Annotated in this window: 22 protein-coding genes and 2 pseudogenes; 1 reads left to right on the forward strand and 23 read right to left on the reverse strand. The window is 41.6% G+C overall.

What is annotated here, in order from left to right; genetic code table 11:
- The 21 genes and pseudogenes from HT699_RS06810 to HT699_RS06910 all read right to left on the reverse strand — a co-directional run.
- Positions 1 to 575: pseudogene (locus HT699_RS06810) on the reverse strand (transposase family protein); the annotation flags it as partial.
- Positions 576 to 632: 57 nt separating this feature from the next.
- Positions 633 to 2,873: a DNA internalization-related competence protein ComEC/Rec2 gene (locus tag HT699_RS06815; RefSeq protein ID WP_172921729.1), complete on the reverse strand. Its 2,241-nt coding sequence runs from the start codon at positions 2,871 to 2,873 to the stop codon at positions 633 to 635.
- The gene (locus HT699_RS06820; protein ID WP_000387332.1) at positions 2,857 to 3,507 is read right to left on the reverse strand and encodes a helix-hairpin-helix domain-containing protein; all 651 of its coding nucleotides are present in this window, start codon (positions 3,505 to 3,507) and stop codon (positions 2,857 to 2,859) included. Before HT699_RS06820 ends, HT699_RS06815 begins: the two co-directional genes overlap by 17 nt.
- Before the next feature lie 67 nt (positions 3,508 to 3,574).
- Entirely contained in the window at positions 3,575 to 4,144 is a 570-nt protein-coding gene (locus HT699_RS06825; protein WP_000443735.1) for a GNAT family N-acetyltransferase, read from the reverse strand.
- A 212-nt stretch (positions 4,145 to 4,356) separates the two neighbouring features.
- Entirely contained in the window at positions 4,357 to 5,361 is a 1,005-nt protein-coding gene (locus HT699_RS06830; RefSeq protein ID WP_023936948.1) for a PhoH family protein, read from the reverse strand.
- Positions 5,362 to 5,445: 84 nt separating this feature from the next.
- Positions 5,446 to 5,661, reverse strand: a complete 216-nt coding sequence (locus HT699_RS06835; protein WP_172934201.1) for a YozE family protein — start codon at positions 5,659 to 5,661, stop codon at positions 5,446 to 5,448.
- 8 nt (positions 5,662 to 5,669) lie between these two features.
- The gene (gene cvfB, locus HT699_RS06840) at positions 5,670 to 6,524 is read right to left on the reverse strand and encodes an RNA-binding virulence regulatory protein CvfB (protein WP_001095471.1); all 855 of its coding nucleotides are present in this window, start codon (positions 6,522 to 6,524) and stop codon (positions 5,670 to 5,672) included.
- A gap of 59 nt (positions 6,525 to 6,583) precedes the next feature.
- The gene (gene frr / locus HT699_RS06845) at positions 6,584 to 7,141 is read right to left on the reverse strand and encodes a ribosome recycling factor (RefSeq protein ID WP_001262225.1); all 558 of its coding nucleotides are present in this window, start codon (positions 7,139 to 7,141) and stop codon (positions 6,584 to 6,586) included.
- Positions 7,142 to 7,149: 8 nt separating this feature from the next.
- A complete protein-coding gene (pyrH, locus tag HT699_RS06850; RefSeq protein WP_000002996.1) occupies positions 7,150 to 7,887 on the reverse strand; it encodes a UMP kinase in 738 nt (245 codons plus the stop codon).
- A gap of 83 nt (positions 7,888 to 7,970) precedes the next feature.
- Entirely contained in the window at positions 7,971 to 9,305 is a 1,335-nt protein-coding gene (trmFO, locus tag HT699_RS06855) for a methylenetetrahydrofolate--tRNA-(uracil(54)-C(5))-methyltransferase (FADH(2)-oxidizing) TrmFO (RefSeq protein WP_000083733.1), read from the reverse strand.
- Positions 9,306 to 9,863: 558 nt separating this feature from the next.
- On the reverse strand, positions 9,864 to 10,742 hold the full coding sequence (gene rsmI / locus HT699_RS06860; protein ID WP_023936951.1) for a 16S rRNA (cytidine(1402)-2'-O)-methyltransferase: 879 nt from the start codon (positions 10,740 to 10,742) through the stop codon (positions 9,864 to 9,866).
- A 2-nt stretch (positions 10,743 to 10,744) separates the two neighbouring features.
- Positions 10,745 to 11,062: a DNA replication initiation control protein YabA gene (yabA, locus tag HT699_RS06865; protein ID WP_000358228.1), complete on the reverse strand. Its 318-nt coding sequence runs from the start codon at positions 11,060 to 11,062 to the stop codon at positions 10,745 to 10,747.
- A 39-nt stretch (positions 11,063 to 11,101) separates the two neighbouring features.
- A complete protein-coding gene (locus HT699_RS06870) occupies positions 11,102 to 11,992 on the reverse strand; it encodes a DNA polymerase III subunit delta' (protein WP_023936953.1) in 891 nt (296 codons plus the stop codon).
- The gene (gene tmk, locus HT699_RS06875; protein WP_000033362.1) at positions 11,989 to 12,627 is read right to left on the reverse strand and encodes a dTMP kinase; all 639 of its coding nucleotides are present in this window, start codon (positions 12,625 to 12,627) and stop codon (positions 11,989 to 11,991) included. Before tmk ends, HT699_RS06870 begins: the two co-directional genes overlap by 4 nt.
- A 228-nt stretch (positions 12,628 to 12,855) precedes the next feature.
- Positions 12,856 to 13,653 carry a pyrroline-5-carboxylate reductase gene (gene proC, locus HT699_RS06880; RefSeq protein WP_172934202.1) on the reverse strand — a complete coding sequence of 266 codons (798 nt, stop codon included), beginning with the start codon at positions 13,651 to 13,653 and terminating at the stop codon, positions 12,856 to 12,858.
- A gap of 3 nt (positions 13,654 to 13,656) precedes the next feature.
- Entirely contained in the window at positions 13,657 to 14,919 is a 1,263-nt protein-coding gene (locus HT699_RS06885) for a glutamate-5-semialdehyde dehydrogenase (RefSeq protein ID WP_172934203.1), read from the reverse strand.
- Positions 14,920 to 14,928: 9 nt separating this feature from the next.
- Positions 14,929 to 16,038: a glutamate 5-kinase gene (gene proB, locus HT699_RS06890; RefSeq protein ID WP_240149884.1), complete on the reverse strand. Its 1,110-nt coding sequence runs from the start codon at positions 16,036 to 16,038 to the stop codon at positions 14,929 to 14,931.
- 100 nt (positions 16,039 to 16,138) lie between these two features.
- A complete protein-coding gene (cbpE, locus tag HT699_RS06895) occupies positions 16,139 to 18,022 on the reverse strand; it encodes a phosphorylcholine esterase CbpE (protein WP_172934205.1) in 1,884 nt (627 codons plus the stop codon).
- Between the two features lie 2 nt (positions 18,023 to 18,024).
- On the reverse strand, positions 18,025 to 18,912 hold the full coding sequence (locus tag HT699_RS06900) for an RluA family pseudouridine synthase (protein ID WP_000403212.1): 888 nt from the start codon (positions 18,910 to 18,912) through the stop codon (positions 18,025 to 18,027).
- Complete coding sequence (lspA, locus tag HT699_RS06905) at positions 18,902 to 19,363, reverse strand: signal peptidase II (protein ID WP_000745672.1); 462 nt, start codon at positions 19,361 to 19,363, stop codon at positions 18,902 to 18,904. The genes HT699_RS06900 and lspA overlap by 11 nt, the downstream gene beginning before the upstream one ends.
- Positions 19,360 to 20,268: a LysR family transcriptional regulator gene (locus tag HT699_RS06910; RefSeq protein WP_001025687.1), complete on the reverse strand. Its 909-nt coding sequence runs from the start codon at positions 20,266 to 20,268 to the stop codon at positions 19,360 to 19,362. Before HT699_RS06910 ends, lspA begins: the two co-directional genes overlap by 4 nt.
- On the opposite strand from HT699_RS06910, the pseudogene HT699_RS06915 reads away from it, so the two are divergent.
- Positions 20,261 to 20,466, forward strand: a pseudogene (locus tag HT699_RS06915) (AraC family transcriptional regulator). The gene HT699_RS06910 and the pseudogene HT699_RS06915 overlap by 8 nt on opposite strands.
- Positions 20,467 to 20,517: 51 nt before the next feature.
- Here HT699_RS06915 and HT699_RS06920 read toward each other — a convergent pair.
- Positions 20,518 to 21,189, reverse strand: a complete 672-nt coding sequence (locus HT699_RS06920; RefSeq protein WP_000746011.1) for a CPBP family intramembrane glutamic endopeptidase — start codon at positions 21,187 to 21,189, stop codon at positions 20,518 to 20,520.
- 41 nt (positions 21,190 to 21,230) lie between these two features.
- Positions 21,231 to 21,452 carry an SP_0924 family bacteriocin-like peptide gene (locus HT699_RS06925; RefSeq protein ID WP_138704963.1) on the reverse strand — a complete coding sequence of 74 codons (222 nt, stop codon included), beginning with the start codon at positions 21,450 to 21,452 and terminating at the stop codon, positions 21,231 to 21,233.
- Positions 21,453 to 21,743 lie beyond the last annotated feature (291 nt).

A 21,743-nucleotide genomic window follows, 5' to 3' on the forward strand; every position in this document is an offset into this window, starting at 1 on the left:
TGCTTGAGGATATATCTTCATGAGCCCTTGATAAGCACTGTCAGCCAAGATTTTACCAGCTTGTCCGATATTTCTGCGACTCATTTTGAACAACTTCATATCATGACAATAGTTCACAGTGATCTCCAAAGAAACAATTCTCCCTTGACTTGTGACAATCGCTTGAGCCTTCATAGCGTGGCATTTCTTTTTACCAGAATCATTCGCTAATTGTTTTTTTAGGGCGATTGATTTTTACTTCCGTCGCATCAATCATTACCGTGTCTTCAGCACTAAGGTGAGTTCTTGAAATCGTAAAACCACTTTGAACAAGAGTTACTTCAACCCATTGACTCCGATGGGTTAAGTTGCTTTCGTGGATACCAAAATCAGCCGCAATTTGTTCATAAGTTCGATATTCTCGCACATATTGAAGTCGCCATAAGAAGGTATTCTAGGCTTAATTTAGGTTTTTATCCATCTTTTGCGTGTTTAATTTTTAATACAGCTAACATCTCTTCAAAAGTCGTGCGCTGAACACCAACAAGACGATTAAATTGTGCATCAGTTAGTTGTTTACTTGCTTCATAATTCATAGAACTATTATACCATATTTTGTTTCGCAGGAAGTCTAATAATAATATTTATCTTTCCTATCGAACGCTTTCAATCTTCCAACTATTCCAACCTTTAAACCGTATAGCTCCATGCTGGTCAGTTCGGTAAACTTTGCTATTGATACCTTCCAGTCGTGTCAAAGTTTCCTGATGGGGGAGTTTCGTTCGATTGTTCTTTCCAACTGAGATGAGAGTCATCTCTGGTTTGAGCTGTTCTAAAAAGTCTGAACTTAATGATTTTTTAGAGCCATGTTGGCTAGCTTTCAAAACATCCACTTCTAGGTCAGGATAGTGCTTCAGCATGTCCTTCTCTCCTTTGTCCTCCAAATTTCCTGTGAAAAGAAAGTTTTTATCCAAGAGTTTTCCATACAAAACCAGGGAATCTTCATGATCTCCATCTCCAATTTTACTTGGAGATAGGACTTCTAACTGACTTCCGAAAATTGGCAAATTCTCTCCCATTGTCACACTGCGTACCTTTGTTTGGGTCGCTTGTAGTTCTGCCACAAATTCCTTCTGTTTCAAACTGCCTTTGGATACTAAAATCTCCCCTACATGAAAAGACTTGGTCACCTCCAACAAATCACCAACATGCTCCTTGTCCGTATTGGTCAAAATTAGCTGGTCAATCTTGGCTACTCCTCGACTTTTGAGATAGGGAATCAAGGTTCGCTGGGCATTGCTAGTTGTCGCCTTTTCTTGCCATTTTTCAATTTTCTTATCAGATTCTGCCTTACCACCGACATCTATGAGAATGGTCTTCCCAGTTACATCCCTTAGGAAAATACTTTCGCCTTGTCCCACATCCAGCATGGTAATTTCATTTTCCAGTGGATACTTGGTCAAGAAAAAAAGACCCACAATAAGTAAGCTGAAGCCAGCTACTCTTTTAATATTTTTCCTACAATCATAGACTAAAGCCAAGGAAATTAACAATAAAATTAAAAACCATGCATTAGGTTGTCCAAAGACAAACGGCCTACTTGTCATCTGCGAGACCAAGCGAATCATTCCCTCCAACCATTCAAAGATAAAATTCAGTTGAATGACTGGATAGAGAAAGGAAAGGGCAAATAAGATAGACAAGAGCGGTAAGAAGACCAAGTCAAAAAGAAAGGAAAAGACAAAGGTCAAAAGGATGGACCAAGGCTGAAATTCTGCAAAATAGAAGGACAGAATGGGCAATATTCCCAAGGAAATGACTAGATTTTCTCTGACCACAGCCTTGAGACCCTCTCCTTCTTTGCTGGTCATAGTCAAGATAAAAGCATAAGCGCAGGACAAAACTCCTCCTGCAGTCAGGAAAAAGTTGGGCATGATAATAAAGAGTACAAGCACCGTCAAGGCAAAATTATCCAAGCCCTTAACACCATGTTGAGCCAGTAACTTTTGCAAAAGACTGCGAATAACTGATGCTGAAAATCCTGTCAGACCTGCATAGATAAGGGAAAAGGGATAAGTCAGCCATTTCAACTTTTCTTGGGTCAAGCCTAATCGCAAGAGGAGTTTCTTAAATCCGTCCATAAAAAAGCCTACCTGCATACCCGACAAGGCAAAGAGGTGGATAATTCCTAGACTGGAATACAGCTCATTCATCTCCTCAAAATCTGTGTCCAGATGTCCTAATAGAAGCCCCGTCATGTAATTGCGCATAGGGGCTGGAAAGTGCGTCTTAATCCAAACCACAGCCTTTCGGCGTAAACTGGACAAGTTTTCACCTATATCCCAACTGCTAACCTGTTTAAGTGACTGAATTTTTTTGATATTGAGAGTCTGGTAAATTCCCTGAGTCTTCAGATAGACTTGGTAGTCAAAGCCTCCAAAATTTCTCTGCCCTTCTGGCTCCGAAAGCTTCCCTTCTAGTTCCAAGTCATGAAGAGCTGTTAAAGCTTGAAAGGCTTCTTTCTCCTCCTCGGACTGGAGTTTATAATAGACTTGAAAAATGCGTCCATCAGCCTTGCCGCGAAAGGACAGACTATCACCATTGACCTTAACAGTGTCAGGCAGAATCCGTACCCTTTCAACAGAATCCGCCAGATTTTGACTCGCTTGGCTCTGTTGCCAATTTTGAAACAGAAACCAGAAGCCAAAGACTCCACAAATCACTAAAACTTTGCCTGTTGATTTCCATGGAAATTGGAAAAAGAGACAGACTAGCAGAAAAACAAAGCCCAACAAAGCAAGATAGGATGCTGAGAAAATAGCGTAATAAAACCAAAGTAACAAAAAACTCAGGTAAATTAGGGGAATGGGGATGTTCTTAATCCACTGTAACATAGTCTTTTAGCTTTTCTATGGTCTTAGCACCAATGCCAGAGACCTTCTTGAGTTCATCAATCGACTTGAATTTCCCATTTGCCTCACGATGGTCTATAATGTCCTGAGCTCGTTTTCCTCCCAGTCCCTTAACCTGTTTAAGCTCTTCCAGACTGGCCTTGTTGAGATTGACCTTCTTTTCCTTGCTTGTTGAAGAAGCTGTCCCCGAACCAGTCTGTTGACTAACTGCTTCTTCTCCCTTAGTAGGAACGTAAACCAGAGCCTCATCACTAACTTTCTGAGCTAGATTGAGCGACTTGCTGTCTGCTTGCTCTGTCAAGCCACCAGCCTTCTGAACAGCATCATTGACTCGACTACCTACAGGCAAGTCATAAATCCCTGGCGATTTGACAGCACCTTTGACATCTACTGTGATTAGATCTTGTTCAAGGGGTTCTTCCTTCTCTTCCTTGTTCACTTCCTTTTCGGATACCAAATCCTTGGAAACAGCTGCAACTTCAGCCTGCAAATTCGTTTCCTTTACAGGTGTTTGTGGAGCTGGCTTTAGCAGGAAAAATCCGCCTACAAGCAAGCCCAGACCAGTACAGATGACGATGATTTTATACTCTTTGATTTTCTCGATAATTGCTTCCATATTTTCTCCTCTCTTAGATTATTCGTAAGAGGAAGAAAAAACAGTCGAAAAATTTCTTTTCAACTGCTTATTTATTTGCAAAATAGTCTTCCTTGGTCAAGACATAATGAACTCTTGTCACGATTCGGCCTTTTTCATGCTGGTCCATACAAGCATAAGCTTCTTCGTGGGAAAAACGCATGCCTGATTTCTCCATGACCTTTCCTGACGCGGGATTAGCCTTATCGTGTAAAGCAACTAACTTATTCATTCCTATCTTCTCAAAAGCTAGCTCAATTACGGCACGATTGGCTTCTGTCGTCAATCCTTGATTCCAATACTTTTTATTGATAATGTAGCCAATAGCTGCCTTCTTAAGAACAGGATCAATCTTGTGCAAGTCAATGGTTCCGATAAACTTGCCGTTATCTTTTAATTCAATCCCCCAGCGTCCCAAGGGATTAGCCAAGTAGAACTGAGCAATATTATTCTTGGTTTCTTCTACATTTTGATTGGTTGAAAAAGTGTAACGTGTATTATCCTTGTCCGAGGCATAGTCAAACATTGCTTCCGCATCATTCAAAGTTACAGGTCTAAGCAACAAACGCTCTGTCTCGACTATGGGATACTGAGCTAGTTTTAAAAAGATTGATTCCATACGTTTCTTCCACTTGAAACCTTTCTAATCTAATATAAGGATATTGAATAAAACATTTAAAAAGCAAACTTATAGTAGATTGAAATAAGATATAAACAAATCAATCAGGAAAGTCAAATTAATTTCTAAAAATGTTTTAGCAGTCACAACGTACTATTCTAGCTTCAATCTACTATAGATTTAGTATTGAAATAACTTTAAGTACAAAAGAACTATCCTTCATATAGAGGTTGAGGATCTAATTCTTCACTCTCTTCTTTTTTAACCGGTTCTGGTTCATAGGCTCGGATAATCTGAGCGACAACTGGGTGGCGAACCACATCCTTGGCTGAAAAATGAACAAAGTCAATCTGGTGAATGTTCTTGAGTTTCTCTTGGGCATCAATCAAACCGGACTTGACATTGCGTGGCAGGTCAATCTGACTGATATCTCCATTGACAATCATCTTAGAATGAAAACCTAAACGAGTCAAAAACATCTTCATCTGCATAATGGTCGTATTTTGCGCCTCATCGAGAATGACAAAGGCATCATCCAAGGTCCGTCCACGCATATAGGCAAGGGGCGCAATCTCAATAATTTCACGCTCCATGAGTCGAGTTGTTTGGTCTTTCCCCAGAATCTGATACAAAGCATCATAAACAGGTCGAAGGTAAGGATCTACCTTCTCCTTAAGATCACCCGGAAGAAAACCTAGACTCTCTCCTGCTTCCACCGCTGGACGTGTCAAGATAATCCTCTTGACTTGCCCACGTTTAAGTGCAGTCACTGCTAAGGTCACTGCAAGAAAGGTCTTCCCTGTACCTGCTGGCCCAATTCCAAAGGTCACATCATGCTGTTTAACACTGTCCACATAAAGTTTTTGACCTAGTGTTTTGACACGGATAGGCTTCCCTGTATTATCCTTGATAATTTCTTCTTCATAAAGGGCGACAAATTTGTCGATTTCATCGTTTTTGACCATGCTAATCGCAGTCACTACATCTGGTGTGCCGACTGTCATTCCACGATTTACCAAAACCATCAAGGCTTGAATAACTTGTCTAGCTTCCTCACAAGCTGACTCCCCCCCCAAGACTTGTACAATCTCTGTACGAGCATGAATCACCACATCAAGCTCTTCTTCCATCAAACGAAGATGGCGCTCATTGGAACCAAAAAGATGAAACAGGTCATCTGGATGACTCAGTTGAATGTCTATTGAATGTTCCTTCAAATAAAGAACCTCTCTAATCCTTTTATTTCTTTTTATTATAGCAAAGGGATGGAGAAATTACTAGCCCAAACCCAATGAATCATGCTAGTGTTCTAAGTATTCTTGCCAGATAGCGTCAAAGTCTCCTAGGTTAAAAGAGAAACTGGCATGTTCTTCCAAAAAGCGACTCACCTCATCAAAATCATCTGTGTGTTTTGGAAAAGCTGATTCTTCAAAGGCTAGGTCTGCTAGCATAGCTTTGGGACTGTTACTTTTAGGATTGCGCTCGGTCATGAGCCAAGTGTAAAATGATTTTCTCATATGTCACCCTAGATCAATTCTGTCCCAAACTGGTCTTGCTTGATTTTACCAGCCTTCATAAGACCACCTAAAACTTTCTTGAACTGACCTTTAGAAATGCCAAAGGTTGCCTTGATGTCATCTGGAGATGACTTATCATTCAAGGTCATGAAACCGCCATTGCTTTCCAAATAAGTCAAAATCATCTGGGCATCATTTTCCAACATTTCAAATGAACGTGGTTTGAGGGAGAGGTTCAGAGTGCGGTCCACTTCGCGGAAACCAATGACACGCGCATCTAAAACTTGCCCTAAACGTGGCTCTGCATAGCGCTCGCTAGGATGGATAAAACCAAGCATGTTATTTTCTGGCAGGTAAACAAAAGTTCCTGACAGCTTGAGGCGGTATACAATGGCTGGCCAGTTTTGGTTCTGCATGTTGTTGTAGGCAGGTCGAGCCAGACGTTGGAAGTCTTCTTGATAAGCCAAGAGTCCCCAGATACGATCTTTCTTGTCCACTTCAAGACGGATGTAGAGTTGATCACCCTTCTTAGGCCAGAGTTCCTTGAGCTCAGGGAGAATATCGAGTGACACAACGATTTCCTTGTCAGGAAGGCCTGTATCCACAAAGACACCCAAGTCTTTACGAACTTCTGTGACACGTCCCCAACCAAATTGGTCCTGAGTGGCAGTCACTTCTAGAGTTGTCAAGCGGAGTTTTTGCTTCATATCCGTGTAGGCAAAACCTTTAACCGTATCCCCTACTGTATGTTGACCTTCTTCCTTGGTAAGAGCATAGGTCTGGCCATCCTTTTGAACAAAGTAAAAACGGTCGTTTTCATCGATGATGAGTCCAACGATAAAACTTGCAAGATTTGTATTCATATTTCCTTCTTTCGAACAAAACTCAGCCAGCAATGCCAACTGAGTTTTTCTGTTTATTTTTAGACTTCCAAGAGTTCTTTCTCTTTGTTGGCAGTCATGTCGTCGATGTGTTTAACAGCATCATCTGTTACTTTTTGAATGTCTTTTTCAAGAGTCTTCAATTCGTCTTCAGTGATTTCTTTTGCTTTTTCTTGTTTCTTAGCTTCATCCATAGCATCGCGACGGATATTGCGGACAGCCACTTTAGCATTCTCACCGACTTTCTTCACTTCTTTAGCAAGGTCACGACGAGTTTCTTCTGTAAGAGCAGGGATAACCAAACGAATTACAGAACCATCGTTAGCTGGTGTGATACCAAGATCAGAAGCGTTTAAGGCACGTTCGATGTCTTTCAATGAAGACTTGTCAAATGGTGTTACCAACAAAACACGCGCTTCTGGAATGGTAATTGAAGCAATTTGGTTAAGAGGAGTTTCTACTCCATAGTATTCTACATGTACACGGTCGAGTAAACTTGCGTTGGCACGACCAGCACGGATACCACCAAATTCACGAGCAAGTGATTGGTGAGACTGGGTCATTCTCTCTTTAGCTTTTTCAATAATTGCGTTAGCCATAATCTTTCTTATTCCTTTTCTTCGATATTATTTGAAACTGTTGTTCCGATATTTTCACCAAATACGACACGTTTGATGTTGCCTGGTTGGTTCATGTTGAAGACAACCAAGTCAATGTCGTTATCCATTGAGAGGGTTGAAGCAGTTGAGTCCATGATACGAAGACCTTTATTGATAACGTCACGGTGGGTCAATTCTTCAAACTTAACGGCTGTCTTGTCCTTCTTAGGATCGGCATTGTAAACACCATCGACCCCATTTTTAGCCATAAGGATAGCATCCGCTTCGATTTCAGCTGCACGAAGGGCCGCTGTTGTATCTGTTGAGAAGTAAGGTGAACCAATTCCGGCACCAAAGATAACGATACGGCCTTTTTCAAGATGACGAAGGGCACGTCCACGGACATAAGGCTCTGCCACTTGTTGCATTGCAATAGCTGTTTGCACACGCGTATCAACACCAACTTGTTGCAATGAATCGGCCATCACAAGAGCATTCATAACAGTCCCAAGCATTCCTGTGTAATCTGCCTGAACGCGGTCCATACCTGCTTCTGCTGCAGGTTCTCCACGCCAGAGATTTCCTCCACCGATAACAAGGGCAATTTCGATACCTAAGCTATGAACTTCTTGAATCTCTTTTGCGATTGTTTGAACTGTTTGGATATCAATCCCTACGCCACGTTCACCGGCAAGGGCTTCACCTGATAACTTGATTAAAATACGTTTATACTTGGGATTCGCCATTTTCACTCTCCTTCTTTTATCCTACCTATTTTATCACAATTTCTAAGATTTTTATAGTATCATGAGCGATTCTTTCAAAAAAATTAGACAGTCAAAAATTCCTCTAAATCGCTGAGGGCACGCTCTGCAATTTTTTCATAACGAGCCTTCTTATCACGGATACGTTCGCCTTCCAACTCCTTGATAATCCCAAAGTTGACATTCATTGGTTGGAAATGTTTGCTGTCGGCATGGGTGATGTAATGAGCTAGACTTCCAATCGCTGTTGTCTCTGGGAAAATAGCCTCACTTTCACCCTTGAAGAGTCGAGCCGCGTTAATACCTGCAACTAAGCCTGATGCTGCGGACTCTACATAGCCTTCCACACCCGTCATCTGACCAGCAAAGAAGAGATTTGGTTGTTTCTTAGAACGGTAGGTCTGCTCCAGAAGATTTGGTGAATCCATGTAAGAATTGCGGTGCATGACCCCATAACGAACAAACTCCGCATTTTCAAGACCTGGAATCATTTGGAAAACGCGCTTTTGCTCTCCCCATTTAAGGTGGGTTTGGAAACCGACGATATTATAGAGGCTACCAGCTGCATTGTCCTGACGAAGTTGAACCACCGCATAAGGGGTTTTAAATTCTCCATCACGAGGACCTGTGTAGTCGTCTGGATACTCAAGACCGACTGGTTTCATAGGACCATAAAGCATAGTTTTAATGCCTCGTTTGGCCATGACTTCGATTGGCATACATCCTTCAAAGTACTTTTCTTTTTCAAAAGAATTGAGCGGTGCTTCTTCCGCATTGACCAAGGCTTCATGGAAATCCATAAACTCTTGCTTGGTCATTGGAGCATTGAGATAGGCTGCTTCTCCCTTATCATAACGAGATTTGAGATAGACCTTACTCATATCGATAGTGTTAACATCGATAATAGGCGCTGCTGCATCGTAGAAATAGAAGCCATCGCCATTATTAAGGGCATGAATCTTTTCAGCCAGGGCATCGCTAGTCAAGGGACCAGTCGCCACAACTGTAATAACATCTGTTGGCAATTCTGTAATTTCATCACGCACCACTTCAATCAAGGGGTGGTTGACCACTTTTTCGGTCACCATTTGAGAGAAACCATCACGATCCACCGCAAGGGCTCCACCGGCAGGAACACGTGTAGCCTCAGCAGATTCCAAGATAACAGAACCCAAGCGACGCATTTCTTCCTTGAGAAGACCAACTGCATTTGTCAAAGCATCCCCACGCAAAGAATTGGAACAAACCAACTCAGCAAAATTGTCTGTTTTGTGCTGAGGAGTCGACTTGACACCACGCATTTCATAAAGTTTAACTGGAATACCACGCTCTGCGATTTGGTAAGCTGCTTCAGAACCTGCCAAACCAGCACCGATAACATTGATATAAGATTGAGACACGACACTAATACCTCTTTGGGAGTGTGAAGTTAAGATTCACATTGAAAAAGCCAATCAGACTTACGAGCTTTCGAGTTTCTTGGCTCAGGCTGAAAAAGTCCATTGGACTTACTTCGCTCTCGAATTTCTTGGCTCAGGCTGAAAAAGTCCCCCAGACTTTCCTCGCTCTCGAATTTCTTGGCTCAAGCTGAAAAAGTCCCCCGGACTTTCCTCGCTCTCGAATTTCTTGGCTCAAGCTGAAAAAGTCCCCCAGACTTTCCTCGCTCTCGAATTTCTTGGCTCAAGCTGAAAAAGTCCCCCGGACTTTTTCACTCCCACAAATCTTTCTATTTTTTTCTTCTACTAGTATAACAAAAAAAGGGAAGAAGGCAAACTTCCCTGTTTATACTAAATGAAAATCAAAGAGCAAACTAGCCGCAGGTTGCTCAAAGCACTGCTTTGAAGTTGTAGATAGAACTGACGAAGTCCAGCTCAAAACACTGTTTTNNCTGACGAAGTCAGTAACCACACCTACGACAAGGCGACGTTGACACGGTTTGAAGAGATTTTCGAAGAGTATTAGTCATTTTCTTGATTTTCTTCCCAATCATGGTAGGCAGCGTAGAGCTGGCTTTTATTCCACTGGTAAATCTTAGCGACTTCCTTGATAGCTTGATTTTTCTTCATGCCTTGCTGGATACGGGCTTGGATTTCTAAGAACAAGTCCTCCTCGTCTTTTTCCTCCACATCCTGACTGGCACCTTCAACAATGAGAAGGCATTCTCCTTTAAGTGGCGTTTCAGCAATGCTTTCCAATAACTCAGAAATGGTACCGCGTTGGTATTCTTCATAGATTTTAGTCAATTCCCTGACCAAGACAACCGAGCGGTTACCGTAGACTTCTAACATATTTTCCAACGTATCTGCTACACGATGAGGCGATTCATAGAAAATCTGAGTTTCAGGATAATCTTTTTTCGAGTCGAAAAATTGCTTTTGCTGGCCTGATTTTCTCGGTAAAAAGCCGTAAAAGATATGTGGTTGTGGCGCTAGACCACTGGCAATCAAGGCAGAAATTCCTGCAGAGGCACCTGGAACAGTCACAACTGCAATTTCTTCCTCAATAGCTGCCTTAACCAAATCATGACCAGGGTCTGAAATGCTAGGCAAACCGGCATCAGAGACCTGAGCAATACTTTGCCCTGCTTTCAAGAAACCAATCAAATCAGGAATTTTTTCCTTGGCATTGTGCTCATGAAAACTGATCTGCTTGGTGGAAATGTCAAAATGCTTGAGCAAAAGACCTGTATTGCGCGTATCCTCAGCAGCAATCCAGTCCACTTCTTTCAAGGTCTGGATAGCGCGAAAGGTCATATCATCTAGATTGCCAATCGGCGTTGCCACTAGATACAGCTTGCCATAGGGAAACTGCCCCTTAAAACTTTTTTGAATCTGCATGCTTACTCCCTGTATAACAACTCGTCACAGAACATACATTCCTCGTCCTGTTCTCGACGTTGTCCATAAAAATCATTACATACGTGAAATCCATCACGGTAAATGCGACGAACACTTTCGCGAACATGCTTGGCCTTGACGGGAGCGTCTGCTTCCACCTCACCCAAACGTTCGCGCAACTTAGAATTTTCCAAACGAAGAGCTGTATTTTCCTCTACTAGGCTCTTGAGATTTTTCTTGATAGCTTCCACATCGGCCAAGGTTACCAATAACTGTTGGGAAAAATCATCCAGCGCGTCAAATAATTCTTTTTTGTCCATAAGCCAGGCCTTTCCTTTCTTTATCGTTCATTTTTGAGTTTATATTTCTTTCAAGACCAGATATTCCATGGCATTTTGAAAGCTGACATTAGCTTGCCACATTTTTCTAGCTTCTAGCAAATCTTGTAGAATCACCCTTACTCTTACCTGCAAGAGATCCTGCCCACAGAGAACTTCAAGAACCCGTAAAACCTGATCTTGTTTTTCCTTATCATCTGCCAAGTTCGCTAATTTGGCAACCTGTAGATAACTTTCTTTTTTCTTAGCTACTAACCAAGTCAGCAGGCGTTCACTTTCATCGACCAAGGTCCAAAAACTTGCCTGATTAGCCAACTTTTCTGCTTCAGCTCGCGATTGACTAAACTGAGCTAAAAGAGTCGCTTTTTTCTTAACAAGTCCCATTTGTTCTAAGAGCAAGATGAGTTGTTCTTCTTGCTTTTTAAAGTGGAAAATCTGGGTCCGACTTCGGATTGTCGGTAACATCTTTTCCTCATCGCTAGTCAAGAAGAAAATATAAACTTCACTCTGGGGTTCTTCGATGACCTTAAGCAGAGAATTGGCTGCGTTGGGATGCATTTTATCCGCTTGCTCGATGATAAAGACCTGTTGCTGGCTTTCAATCCCTGCTTGAGAAAACTGTCCCACCAATTCCCGAATGCGTTCTGTCTTGATGACCTGATTGACTGGCTTAATCAAGGTTACATCGGGAAATTCTCCCTGTTCAATCAGCTTACAATTTCGGCAGTTTTCACATGGTAAAACATCTACCTTATCCGTACAAAATAGACTCTTGGCCAAAAACTGCGCCATTTCCAGGCTTCCAAAGAAACCTGAAAAGAGATAGGCGTGATTGAGCTGGTCTTGTTCTAAGATACGGACAAATCGGTCAAACTGGGCTGGTTGCCAAGCCTTTAATTGTTCTTGTTTCATTTGGCCAAGCCCATTCCGTCAAACAAGACAGCCTTGGTAGTTTCCACAACTTGCTCCAAAGGGAGACTAGCATCAATCTTGACAATGCGATTTCCCTCTTTATCCAGAAGAGAAAGGTAGCCTTGACGAACTTTTTTATGCAAGTCCAACCCTTCCAAATCCAAACGATTAACCTCGCGGTCACTATTAGCAGCAATACGAGCCAGCCCTTCTTCCACCTCGATGTCAAAATAGAGTGTCAAATCGGGTTTGAGGCCATCTGTCGCAAACTGATTGAGCCAGTCAATGGCTTCAATATCTAAGCCACGACCAAATCCCTGATAGGCAACAGAACTATCGATAAAACGATCCATGATGACCAACTTGCCAGCTTCAAGGGCTGGAAGAACTTTTTCCACCAAATGCTGTCTGCGACTGGCAATATAGAGAAGTAGCTCTGTTTTAGCATCCATCTGAGTATGACTTGGATCCAAAATCACTTCCCGAATCTTCTCCCCAATCAAGACTCCGCCAGGTTCACGGGTCGTCAACACCTCTACTCCTTTTTCCTCTAAAATTGGTAGCAGAGCCTCTAAAACACTGGTCTTGCCTGCTCCCTCTGGTCCCTCAAGAGAGACTAAAAATCCTTTTGACATGTCTAACTCATTTCTTTTTTACTACTTCTATTCTATCAAAAAAATAGGGGTTTGTGACAATCTTTTTGTCTTCTCATTTCATACTCAATGAAAATCAAAGAGCAAACTAGGAAGCTAGTCGCAGGTTGCTCAAAACACTGTTTTGAGGTTGCAGATGGAAGCTGACGCAGTTTGAAGAGATTTTCGAAGAGTATCAACCACCATAAAAGAGGCAGACAAATCCACCTCTTATTTACCTAGTTCTTGTGTTCGTTTGTAGGCTTGACCAACTGCATCCATGACCGTTCCTCGAAAAGCATGCGCTTCTAGGCTCGCTACACCAGCGATAGTCGAACCGCCTGGGCTGCAAACTTGGTCTTTCAAAACTCCAGGATGTTGCTGACTTTCAAGGACCAATTGTCCAGCTCCTACCACAGTTTGAGCTGCCATTTTCAATGCTGTTTCTCGTGGCAATCCAGTCTGAACACCTGCATCTGCCAAGGCCTCGATAAAAAGATAGACAAAGGCTGGTCCACAACCTGCAAGACCTGTCGCTGCATCTATTAAGCTTTCTCCAAGTTCAACCAAAAGACCAGCCTTGGCTAAAAGCTGACAAAAGAGCTCACTGTCCTCAGCCCTGCAATTAGGAGACAAGGCATAACTAATCACTCCTTGACCAATAGAAGCAGGGGTATTTGGCATCATACGAATAATTCTGTGTTGATTTGGAAGAAGACTAGCGAGTTTTTCCAAGGTCAATCCAGCTGCCATGGAAATCAAAAGAAGACTTTCTCGTTTTTCAAGGATGGTCTGATATTGAGAAAGTAAGTCTGAGAACTGAGCTGGCTTAACACCTAGAAAAATCACATCTGCTTCTGCAAACATTTCTTCATTGCTGGAAGCCTGACCACCAAAGTCTGCAATGAAAGCATCTACCTTAGCTTGACTACGATTGGCAAGAAGAATGTCATCACACGTCTTGGCCTGCAAAACAGCCTTAGCCAAACTAGCCCCCATATTCCCCAAACCGATAAATCCAATCTTCATCTCTTACTCCCTTATCTGCCCATCACCAGCAACCACATACTTGTAGCTGGTCAACTCTTTCAAACCCATTGGACCACGCGCGTGCAATTTCTGAGTAGAAATTCCCATCTCACATCCAAGACCAAATTGTCCACCATCGGTAAAACGAGTTGAGGCATTGACATAGACAGCTGCAGAGTCCACTTGATCTGTAAAGTAAGCTGCAGCTTCAGCATTTTCCGTTACAATGGCATCTGAATGATGGGTACTATGGGCTTCAATATGGGCAACCGCTTCTTCTAAACTGCTCACAACCTTAACAGCTAAGACATAGTCTAAAAACTCGGTGTCAAAGTCTTGTGCCTCAGCTGCTTGACCTGAAAGAAACTGACTGGCTTTCTCATCCAAGCGGAATTGAATTGGTTCCAACCCAGCTTCTTTTCGATCTGCAACCAGCACTTGCTCCAAGCGAGGAAGGAAGCTTGCTGCCTTGTCTTCATGAACCAGCAGAACCTCCATGGCATTGCAAACAGAGGGACGACTGGTTTTAGCATTGTTGATGATAGACAGCGCCTTGTCTTCGTCTGCATCCTTATCCACATAGACATGGACAATCCCAGTCCCTGTCTCGATAACAGGTACAATCGCATTCTCAACCACTGCATTGATCAAGCCAGCTCCTCCACGAGGAATGAGGAGGTCTAGATAGCCCTTGGCCTTCATCATAGCATAACTACTTTCATGGCTAGTATCTTCCACCAGTTGAATCACATTTGGGTGAATAGTAGTCGTCTCCAAGCCCTTCTTCAAGGCTGTGACAATGGCATGGGTTGTTTGATAGGCATCCTTACCACTACGAAGAACAACCGCATTTCCACTCTTAAGAGTCAAAGCAGCCGCATCAGACGTCACATTTGGACGGCTTTCATAGATAATACCGATGACACCCATAGCTACACGTTTTTTTGTGATAACCAAACCATTTTCAAGCTGACTTGTTTCTAAAACTTCACCGATTGGATCTGGGAAGGCAACCACTTCACGAATTCCTCTTGCCATCGCTTCTATACGATCTGCATCCAAATAAAGACGATCCAGCATCACATCTGAGATTTTACCTTTGGCCGCTTCCATATCGAGGGCATTGGCCGCTAAAATTTCCTCTGTAGCAGCCACTAAGTGATCAGCCATGGCTAGCAAGGCTTGGTTTTTCACGTCTTCACTAGCTGTGTTGATCGATTTTTTAACAGCCTGTACCTGTTCAAATTGTTCTTGTGTACTTACCATAGTTTACCTCTAAAATTCTGTAAAGAGTAGTTGGATTTCAGGAGTAATGGAAATCCAGTCGTCACGGTGAATCAAGACACCCTTGGCTTTTTGAGAACGCAACATATCCTCCAAAGCAGATGCACCAAATTGCACACGCCCTTTTCCAAGTGATTTTCCACTTTCCTTATCAAATACTGTCACGATATCACCGTAAGAAAAGGCTCCTTCTGCATCAACAACACCAGATAAGAGAAGACTCTTTCCATGTTGGGAGAGAGCTTCCGCAGCCCCTTTATCAACCCAAATAGAACCTTGACTCTGAGCATAGAAGGCAAGCCATTGTTTCTGGGTACGGAGTCCCTTCTCTTGCGCAACAAAGTAAGAACCATCCTTGGTCTCTTCAGCCGCCTCAATCATGGCATCTGCCTTAAAGGATGAGCAAATATAAACAGGAACCCCTGACTCTGTCGCGATAGTTGCAGCCTTTATTTTTGTTAGCATGCCTCCAGTTCCATTTGACGAACCAGCTCCACCGGCCATATCGATAATCTCACGATTGATAGTCTCGATTTGCTCCAAACGTTTGGCTCTTGGATCTGAATTAGGATTTCCAGTATAGAGACCGTCCACATCTGTCAAGAGAACCAAAAGGTCTGCTTGGACCATGGCCGCTACCTGAGCACTCAGAGTGTCGTTGTCCCCGACCTTGAGCTCATCAATGACGACACTGTCATTCTCATTGATGATAGGAATCGCACCACGGCTAAGTAGAACCGACAAAGCCTGATGGGCATTTTTATAACGGCGCTTATCCACAAAGTCGTCCTGGGTCAGTAAAATTTGTGCAGAAACGATTTGGCGCAAGAGAAGATTGGTCGTGTATTCTTCCAACAAAAGCCCTTGCCCTACCGCTGCTGAAGCCTGTTTATCAGCAATCTTAGTCGGACGCTTTTTAAATCCTAAGGCTCCAAAACCAGCCGCAATGGCACCTGAAGACACCAAAATCAACTCATGACCAGCCTCGTGCAGCATAGCCAACTGCTGGGTAATATCCTTTACCTTACTACGTGATAAACTTCCATCCTCATTTGTCAGAGAAGAAGTACCCACCTTAAAGACAATCCGTTTGTATTTCATAGTCTCACTCCGATTATTCATATTTATCCATTATAACATGAATAACAGGAAATAGAAAAGAGTTGATAGGAAAAAGAAGGCCCTAAAACCTTCTTTTCTACTACTGTTCTGATTCCGATTTGTTTACACTCGTTTCAGAGCTTTGTGAAGTTGAGGATGTCAAATCTTGACTAGTTGAAGAATTTGTAACACTTTCATGTTGACTCGTTTCTTTATTTTCAAGATCCTTTTTCACTACTTCTTTGGATTCTTTTATTTCTGAATGACTTGTAGTTTTAATTGTAGCAGATTTCTCGATCGGAACATCCACTAACCAGGCACCACTTGAATCCACAGTATAGCCTTCTGGTGTCTTACCATTCACAAGTAATTGACCATTTTCTTTCAAGAAGTACCATTTATCCTTGTCTTTAATCCAACCTATAGCTCGTGAACCATCTGTCTTGTAGAAATACCAATCATTTGCCTTTTTAAGCCAGCCTTGCTTCATAGCTCCTGATTCTTCTAGATAGTAATGATGTCCAGCAACTTCTATCTCACCTGTCTTCATGATACCAGTAGAATCCATATAGTACCAGGCTTCTTTATCTTTTACCCAGCCCGTTTTCATTGCCCCTGATGGAGCAAAGTAATACCATTGCCCCTTATATTGAAGCCAACCTGTCTTCATAGAGCCATCAACATCCAAATAATACCACTGCTCTTTATCTTGAATCCAACCAATTTCCATCTGGTTTTCTTTGTTAAAATAATACCAGATTCCAGCGATTTTCTTCCAATTTTTAGCAGCAACACCAGAGTTTGTCAAATAGAACCAACGATTGTTCCATTTTTTCCATTGATTCTGTAATAAGATACCCGTTTGGTTAAAGTAATACCATTCACCCTTAATTTCATTCCAACCGACAGCATATTCTCCTGTAGAATCAGGCGCTTGATACCACCAGTTTCCATATGAACTCTTATGCCAACCAGCTTGAAAACTTGGAATAGGCTTGTAGGAAGTTGAAATGTTTACTAAACCGTCTTCTCGAATATCAAAAACTGTTGCATCATAGTCTTTGCTGGCTGCGTTGATTCTCTCAATTCCTCGTTCTTTGAGCCAATTAACATACTCACTATCAACACCATTTTTCCAAGGTAGACTATCCGAAGTTTGAACAATCAAACTCGGACTCAAATTTTTAATAAAATCCTTGGTATTTGATTTGTTGGTATCATGGTGATGATTAAACTTCATCAAATCAACTTTTCCAATGAGAGGTCCATACTTATCTTCCGCTCCATGCACATTATCTAAGTCGCCCCCAAGGTAAATTTTCTTACCATTGACTTTTACTACGCTAATCAAGGAATTGGAATTATCATCCCAAATTTTCTTTAATTCACCTGATGAATCTGTTTCATTTTCATAATTATATAGTTGAATATCCATGTCTCCAAACTGAAAATGAGCATCTCCTTGTGTGATATTTTGAATAACTGAAACACCTTTTTCAGCAGCAGTCTTTAAAACCTTATCATAGCCATACAGATTATCCCAAAGACGTTCAGGCTTAGTAATACGATTATCACTATATTTCTTAAGATAGACTCGGTCAACTGGATAGGTAGACAGTAATTCATCAACATTTCCAATATGGTCACTGTGGGTATGGGTTACCAAAATAAAATCAAGTTTTTGGACACCCAATTCCTTCAAACGACGAAAGACACGGTCTGTTAGAACATGCTTATAAGTTGTATTGATACCCTGTCTCCATGGATAACGAGAATCACTTCCATCTGGGAAATCATAATCTTCTCCTGTATCCACCATGGCAAAATGTCCATTGCTTTCAAGAATAATCGCATCACTGCCACCTTCATGAACATTTATAAAGTGGATTTTATTTCCTGAACTTTCTTGAGCTTGAACATTTCCATACCATGACAAGCCTAAAAAAGCGCCTGCAAGTGCTAAACTAGTTAATTTCTTTTTCATTCTTACTTCCTCAATCTCTCCAATGTTTCCTTAAAAATTGCTGGGATATCTGCTGTAAATTCTAAGGTCTCACCTGTTCTCGGATGAGTAAAACCTAGAGTCTTGGCATGAAGAAATTGTCCATGCCCCTTAAGTGTCTTACGAGGACCATAGACTTCATCCCCAGCAACTGGATGACCGATATAAGCCATGTGGACACGAATCTGATGGGTACGCCCTGTCTCTAGTTGCAACTCCACTAAGCTATAATCGCCAAAGCGTTCCAAGACGTGGAAACGAGTTACTGCAGGTTTCCCTTTAGCAGTCACAGCCTGTTTCTTACGATCTTTTTCACTCCGGCCAATCGGTGCTTCAATCACACCGCGATCATTGGGCAAATTTCCATGAACAATCGCCCAATATTTGCGGAGAGACTTTTTATCCTTGAGTTCTTGGGCAAGTGCTAGATGCGCCTCATCATTTTTAGCAATCATAAGAAGACCTGACGTATCCTTATCAATACGATGAACAATTCCTGGACGCAGAACCCCATTGATACCCGACAAGTCCTTAATATGATACATAAGGGCATTTACTAGGGTTCCACTAGTATGACCAGCACTCGGATGCACAACCATTCCCTGAGGTTTGTTGACAACAGCCACATCCTCATCTTGGTAGATGATTTCTAGCGGAAGATCCTCAGCCACATACTCTAAAACCTCTGGTTCTGGCACATGGTAAGTGACGACATCGCCCTCTTGGACAGTGTATTTAGCTTTCTTGACTTGGCCATTGACCAAGACCTGGCCTGATTTGATTTGTTCATTCGCGAGACTACGTGATAATTCTGTCAAATCTGACAAAGCCTTATCTAAACGCAGGCCACCAGTTTCAATTTTAATTTCCATTTATTTCCTCTTTTAGCATTGCAATCAATAAAATAATCACTCCAACAGTCAGATAGCTATCTGCCACATTGAAAATTGCAAAATTGATAAAGTCAAGGTGAAACATATCCACAACAAAGCCCTGACTGACCCTGTCAATAAAGTTTCCAAGACCACCCGCGATTATCAGAGTCAAACCCAAGACCATCCAGAATGAGTCCTCCATGTGCTTATGTAGATACCAAATGGCACCTACCACGACGACCAGGGTAATGACAGCGAATAACAACTGCTGATCTTGTAAGATAGAAAAGGCTGCCCCTCGATTTTGCAGGTAGGTCAAGCTAACGAAATTGGGAATCCAGGAGCGCACTTCACCCAGTGGAATCTGTTGGACGATATAGGATTTAACTAACTGATCCAGCGCAATCAAAAGCAGTACAATGACTGCCACTATTCCTCTTTTTTTCATGATTTCCTCTTCTGATTAAAATATTCTTGCATGACTTCTACGAAAAGAGTTCCAGCTTGACTCAGCTCCACTTCTTCACGTTTAACATAGACCATGCGGTTATCTAGGTTATCCTTGAGACGAATAACTGTGATGCCATTCACACTGTCACTATCTAAAAATCCAGAACCTGTCGCATAAGCGTCCGTCCGCTCCAAAATACCATTCAAAGTAGCACGGTCTGTCACATTAAACATCTGCGAGCTCGCGCTGGTATCAACAAAGTTCTCTGAATAATAAAGATACTCGTCTTTCTCTTGCGTGAAACGAACCGTTGGTAGATCCGCTAAATCCTCCATGACCAATTCCTCTTTCTGAGCTAAAGGATGCCCCTCACGGAGATAAATATGGGTATGGAAGGGAATTAGTTCAATAACCTCTAGGCCTAACTTTTCAACCCGTTGCATAATCCCTTTTTTATTTTGATTATTGAGGTAGATAATCCCAATCTCACTGTGACCTTGCGCTACTTCGTCTAAAATTTGAACAGTAGTTGATTCAAAAATACGGAAGTTCTTATAATCAGGATAGCGCTCTGAAAAGGCCGTAATGGTTGGTGGCAAGAAGTCATAGTGCTGACTGGCAATGGAAAATTCATCCTTTTCTTCCTCAGGATGGGCATACTGATTTTGAAAAATATCAAATCCTTTAACCAATTCTTGCGCTTTTTCATAGAATTCCATACCACGACGAGTCAAGAAAGTCCCTGAGCTGGTCCGACGGAAAATCTTAAAACCCAATTCTTTTTCCAAATCACGAACAGAAATAGACAGACTCGGCTGACTAACATACATCTTTTCAGCAGCTTCACGAAAAGTACCGCTATTGGCAATGGCCACAACATAGCGTAATTGTTGAATGTTCATCTTCTACCTCCAACTTCTTTATCTTTTCATTATACCATATTTTAGAAGTTTTCCAAAAAGGAAAAAAGAACATCCTATTCTTCTTAACCTTCTTAACTATCTTCACTATCTGCCTTTCTCAAGCCAACCTTATTTTCAAAATCAATTCAAAAAATAACTGGATACACACCACTCCAATATCGAAAAGAAAAACGTTGACTATTTGTGAAAAAAGAAAATGCCGGAAAGTTCCGACATTTTTTTAGTAAGCTAACTTCCTGAAAATAGGAGTAACCATACATTCCAGAAGGCAGTGATATTGATGAGAATATGAACTAGTATTGGATAGTAGAGATTTTTTGTCATGCGATACAGTAGAGCTAAAATGAGACCTCCACTAGCATAAATGAAAAAAGCAAGAGGAGTTAAAGCAAAATTGATATGAATATAACCGAAAATAATAGCAGAAAGCAAGACATCTCCGTACCAAGGCGAGTTTTTGAAAAAGGTTGTCATAAGCACACCGCGATAAATCAATTCCTCAGCAATAGGGCCGATGAAGCAAGCCATGAGCAAGAAATAGGGTAATTCCTGTCTCCCTATCATTTCTATCGTTTCATTCAAAGAAATTTGATTTGAAGACGAGGGTATGAAATAAGACAAGAGGACGTCAGACATATACAAAATGATGTAACCCAGTAAAAGGTAGATAAAGTGCCTCAGCTGCCATTTGAAATGAAAAGTCTTCTTTCCTGCAAAAACTAGTAGATAGATGACCGCTAATAAAAGACCTCCACTCTCCATCCAAAGCAGAATCTGAAAAAATTCACGACTTGCTGGTAGATAGGGCTTTGCGAGGTGATTGAAAATTCCCCAAAACCAAGTTGATTTGTAAAAAATTAAGGATAATGCTAGTAAAATCTGAATAATCCGTTTTTTCATATTAAATCCTCTGTTTTCTCCATATTCCTAATAAATTTTACTTAAAATCTCGCAGGACTTCCTTTGCAAAGATGATTGCCTCCTCCAATATATCCTAAATCATAGGTTCCTCTGGGACAAAATCCATGAACCGGCATAGTTAATACCGGCTCTATTTGCCAAGGAAAATAACCATTAGGTTCTTTTCCATAGGGATCTGCTCCACCTTGTATCAGATCTAATTCTTCATTTGTTAGATTTATATTTTTTGTCATTAAAATCATGATATATTTCCTCCGTTATTGTTTAGATTAGTTGAGTAATCTGATACTCATACCTACTTACAAAAAACTATTATATTAAGTTGGTTTTTTAATTTGTCTAGTTGCAACGTTGACAAGTTTAGTATAACATATCTTGGCCAAATATCCTCTTCAAATCATGAATTGTCATCAAAACGTCCTAAACTGCAAAATCAATTAGCTCCTGTCCCTTTGACCGTCATCTTCTCCAAAATATGTTATAATCCCGACTTTATCACTTAAAAAATACAAAAGGGCAGCTACCCCCTTGCG

This window comes from Streptococcus sp. 1055, from assembly GCF_013276815.1.
GTDB classification, from domain to species: domain Bacteria; phylum Bacillota; class Bacilli; order Lactobacillales; family Streptococcaceae; genus Streptococcus; species Streptococcus pseudopneumoniae.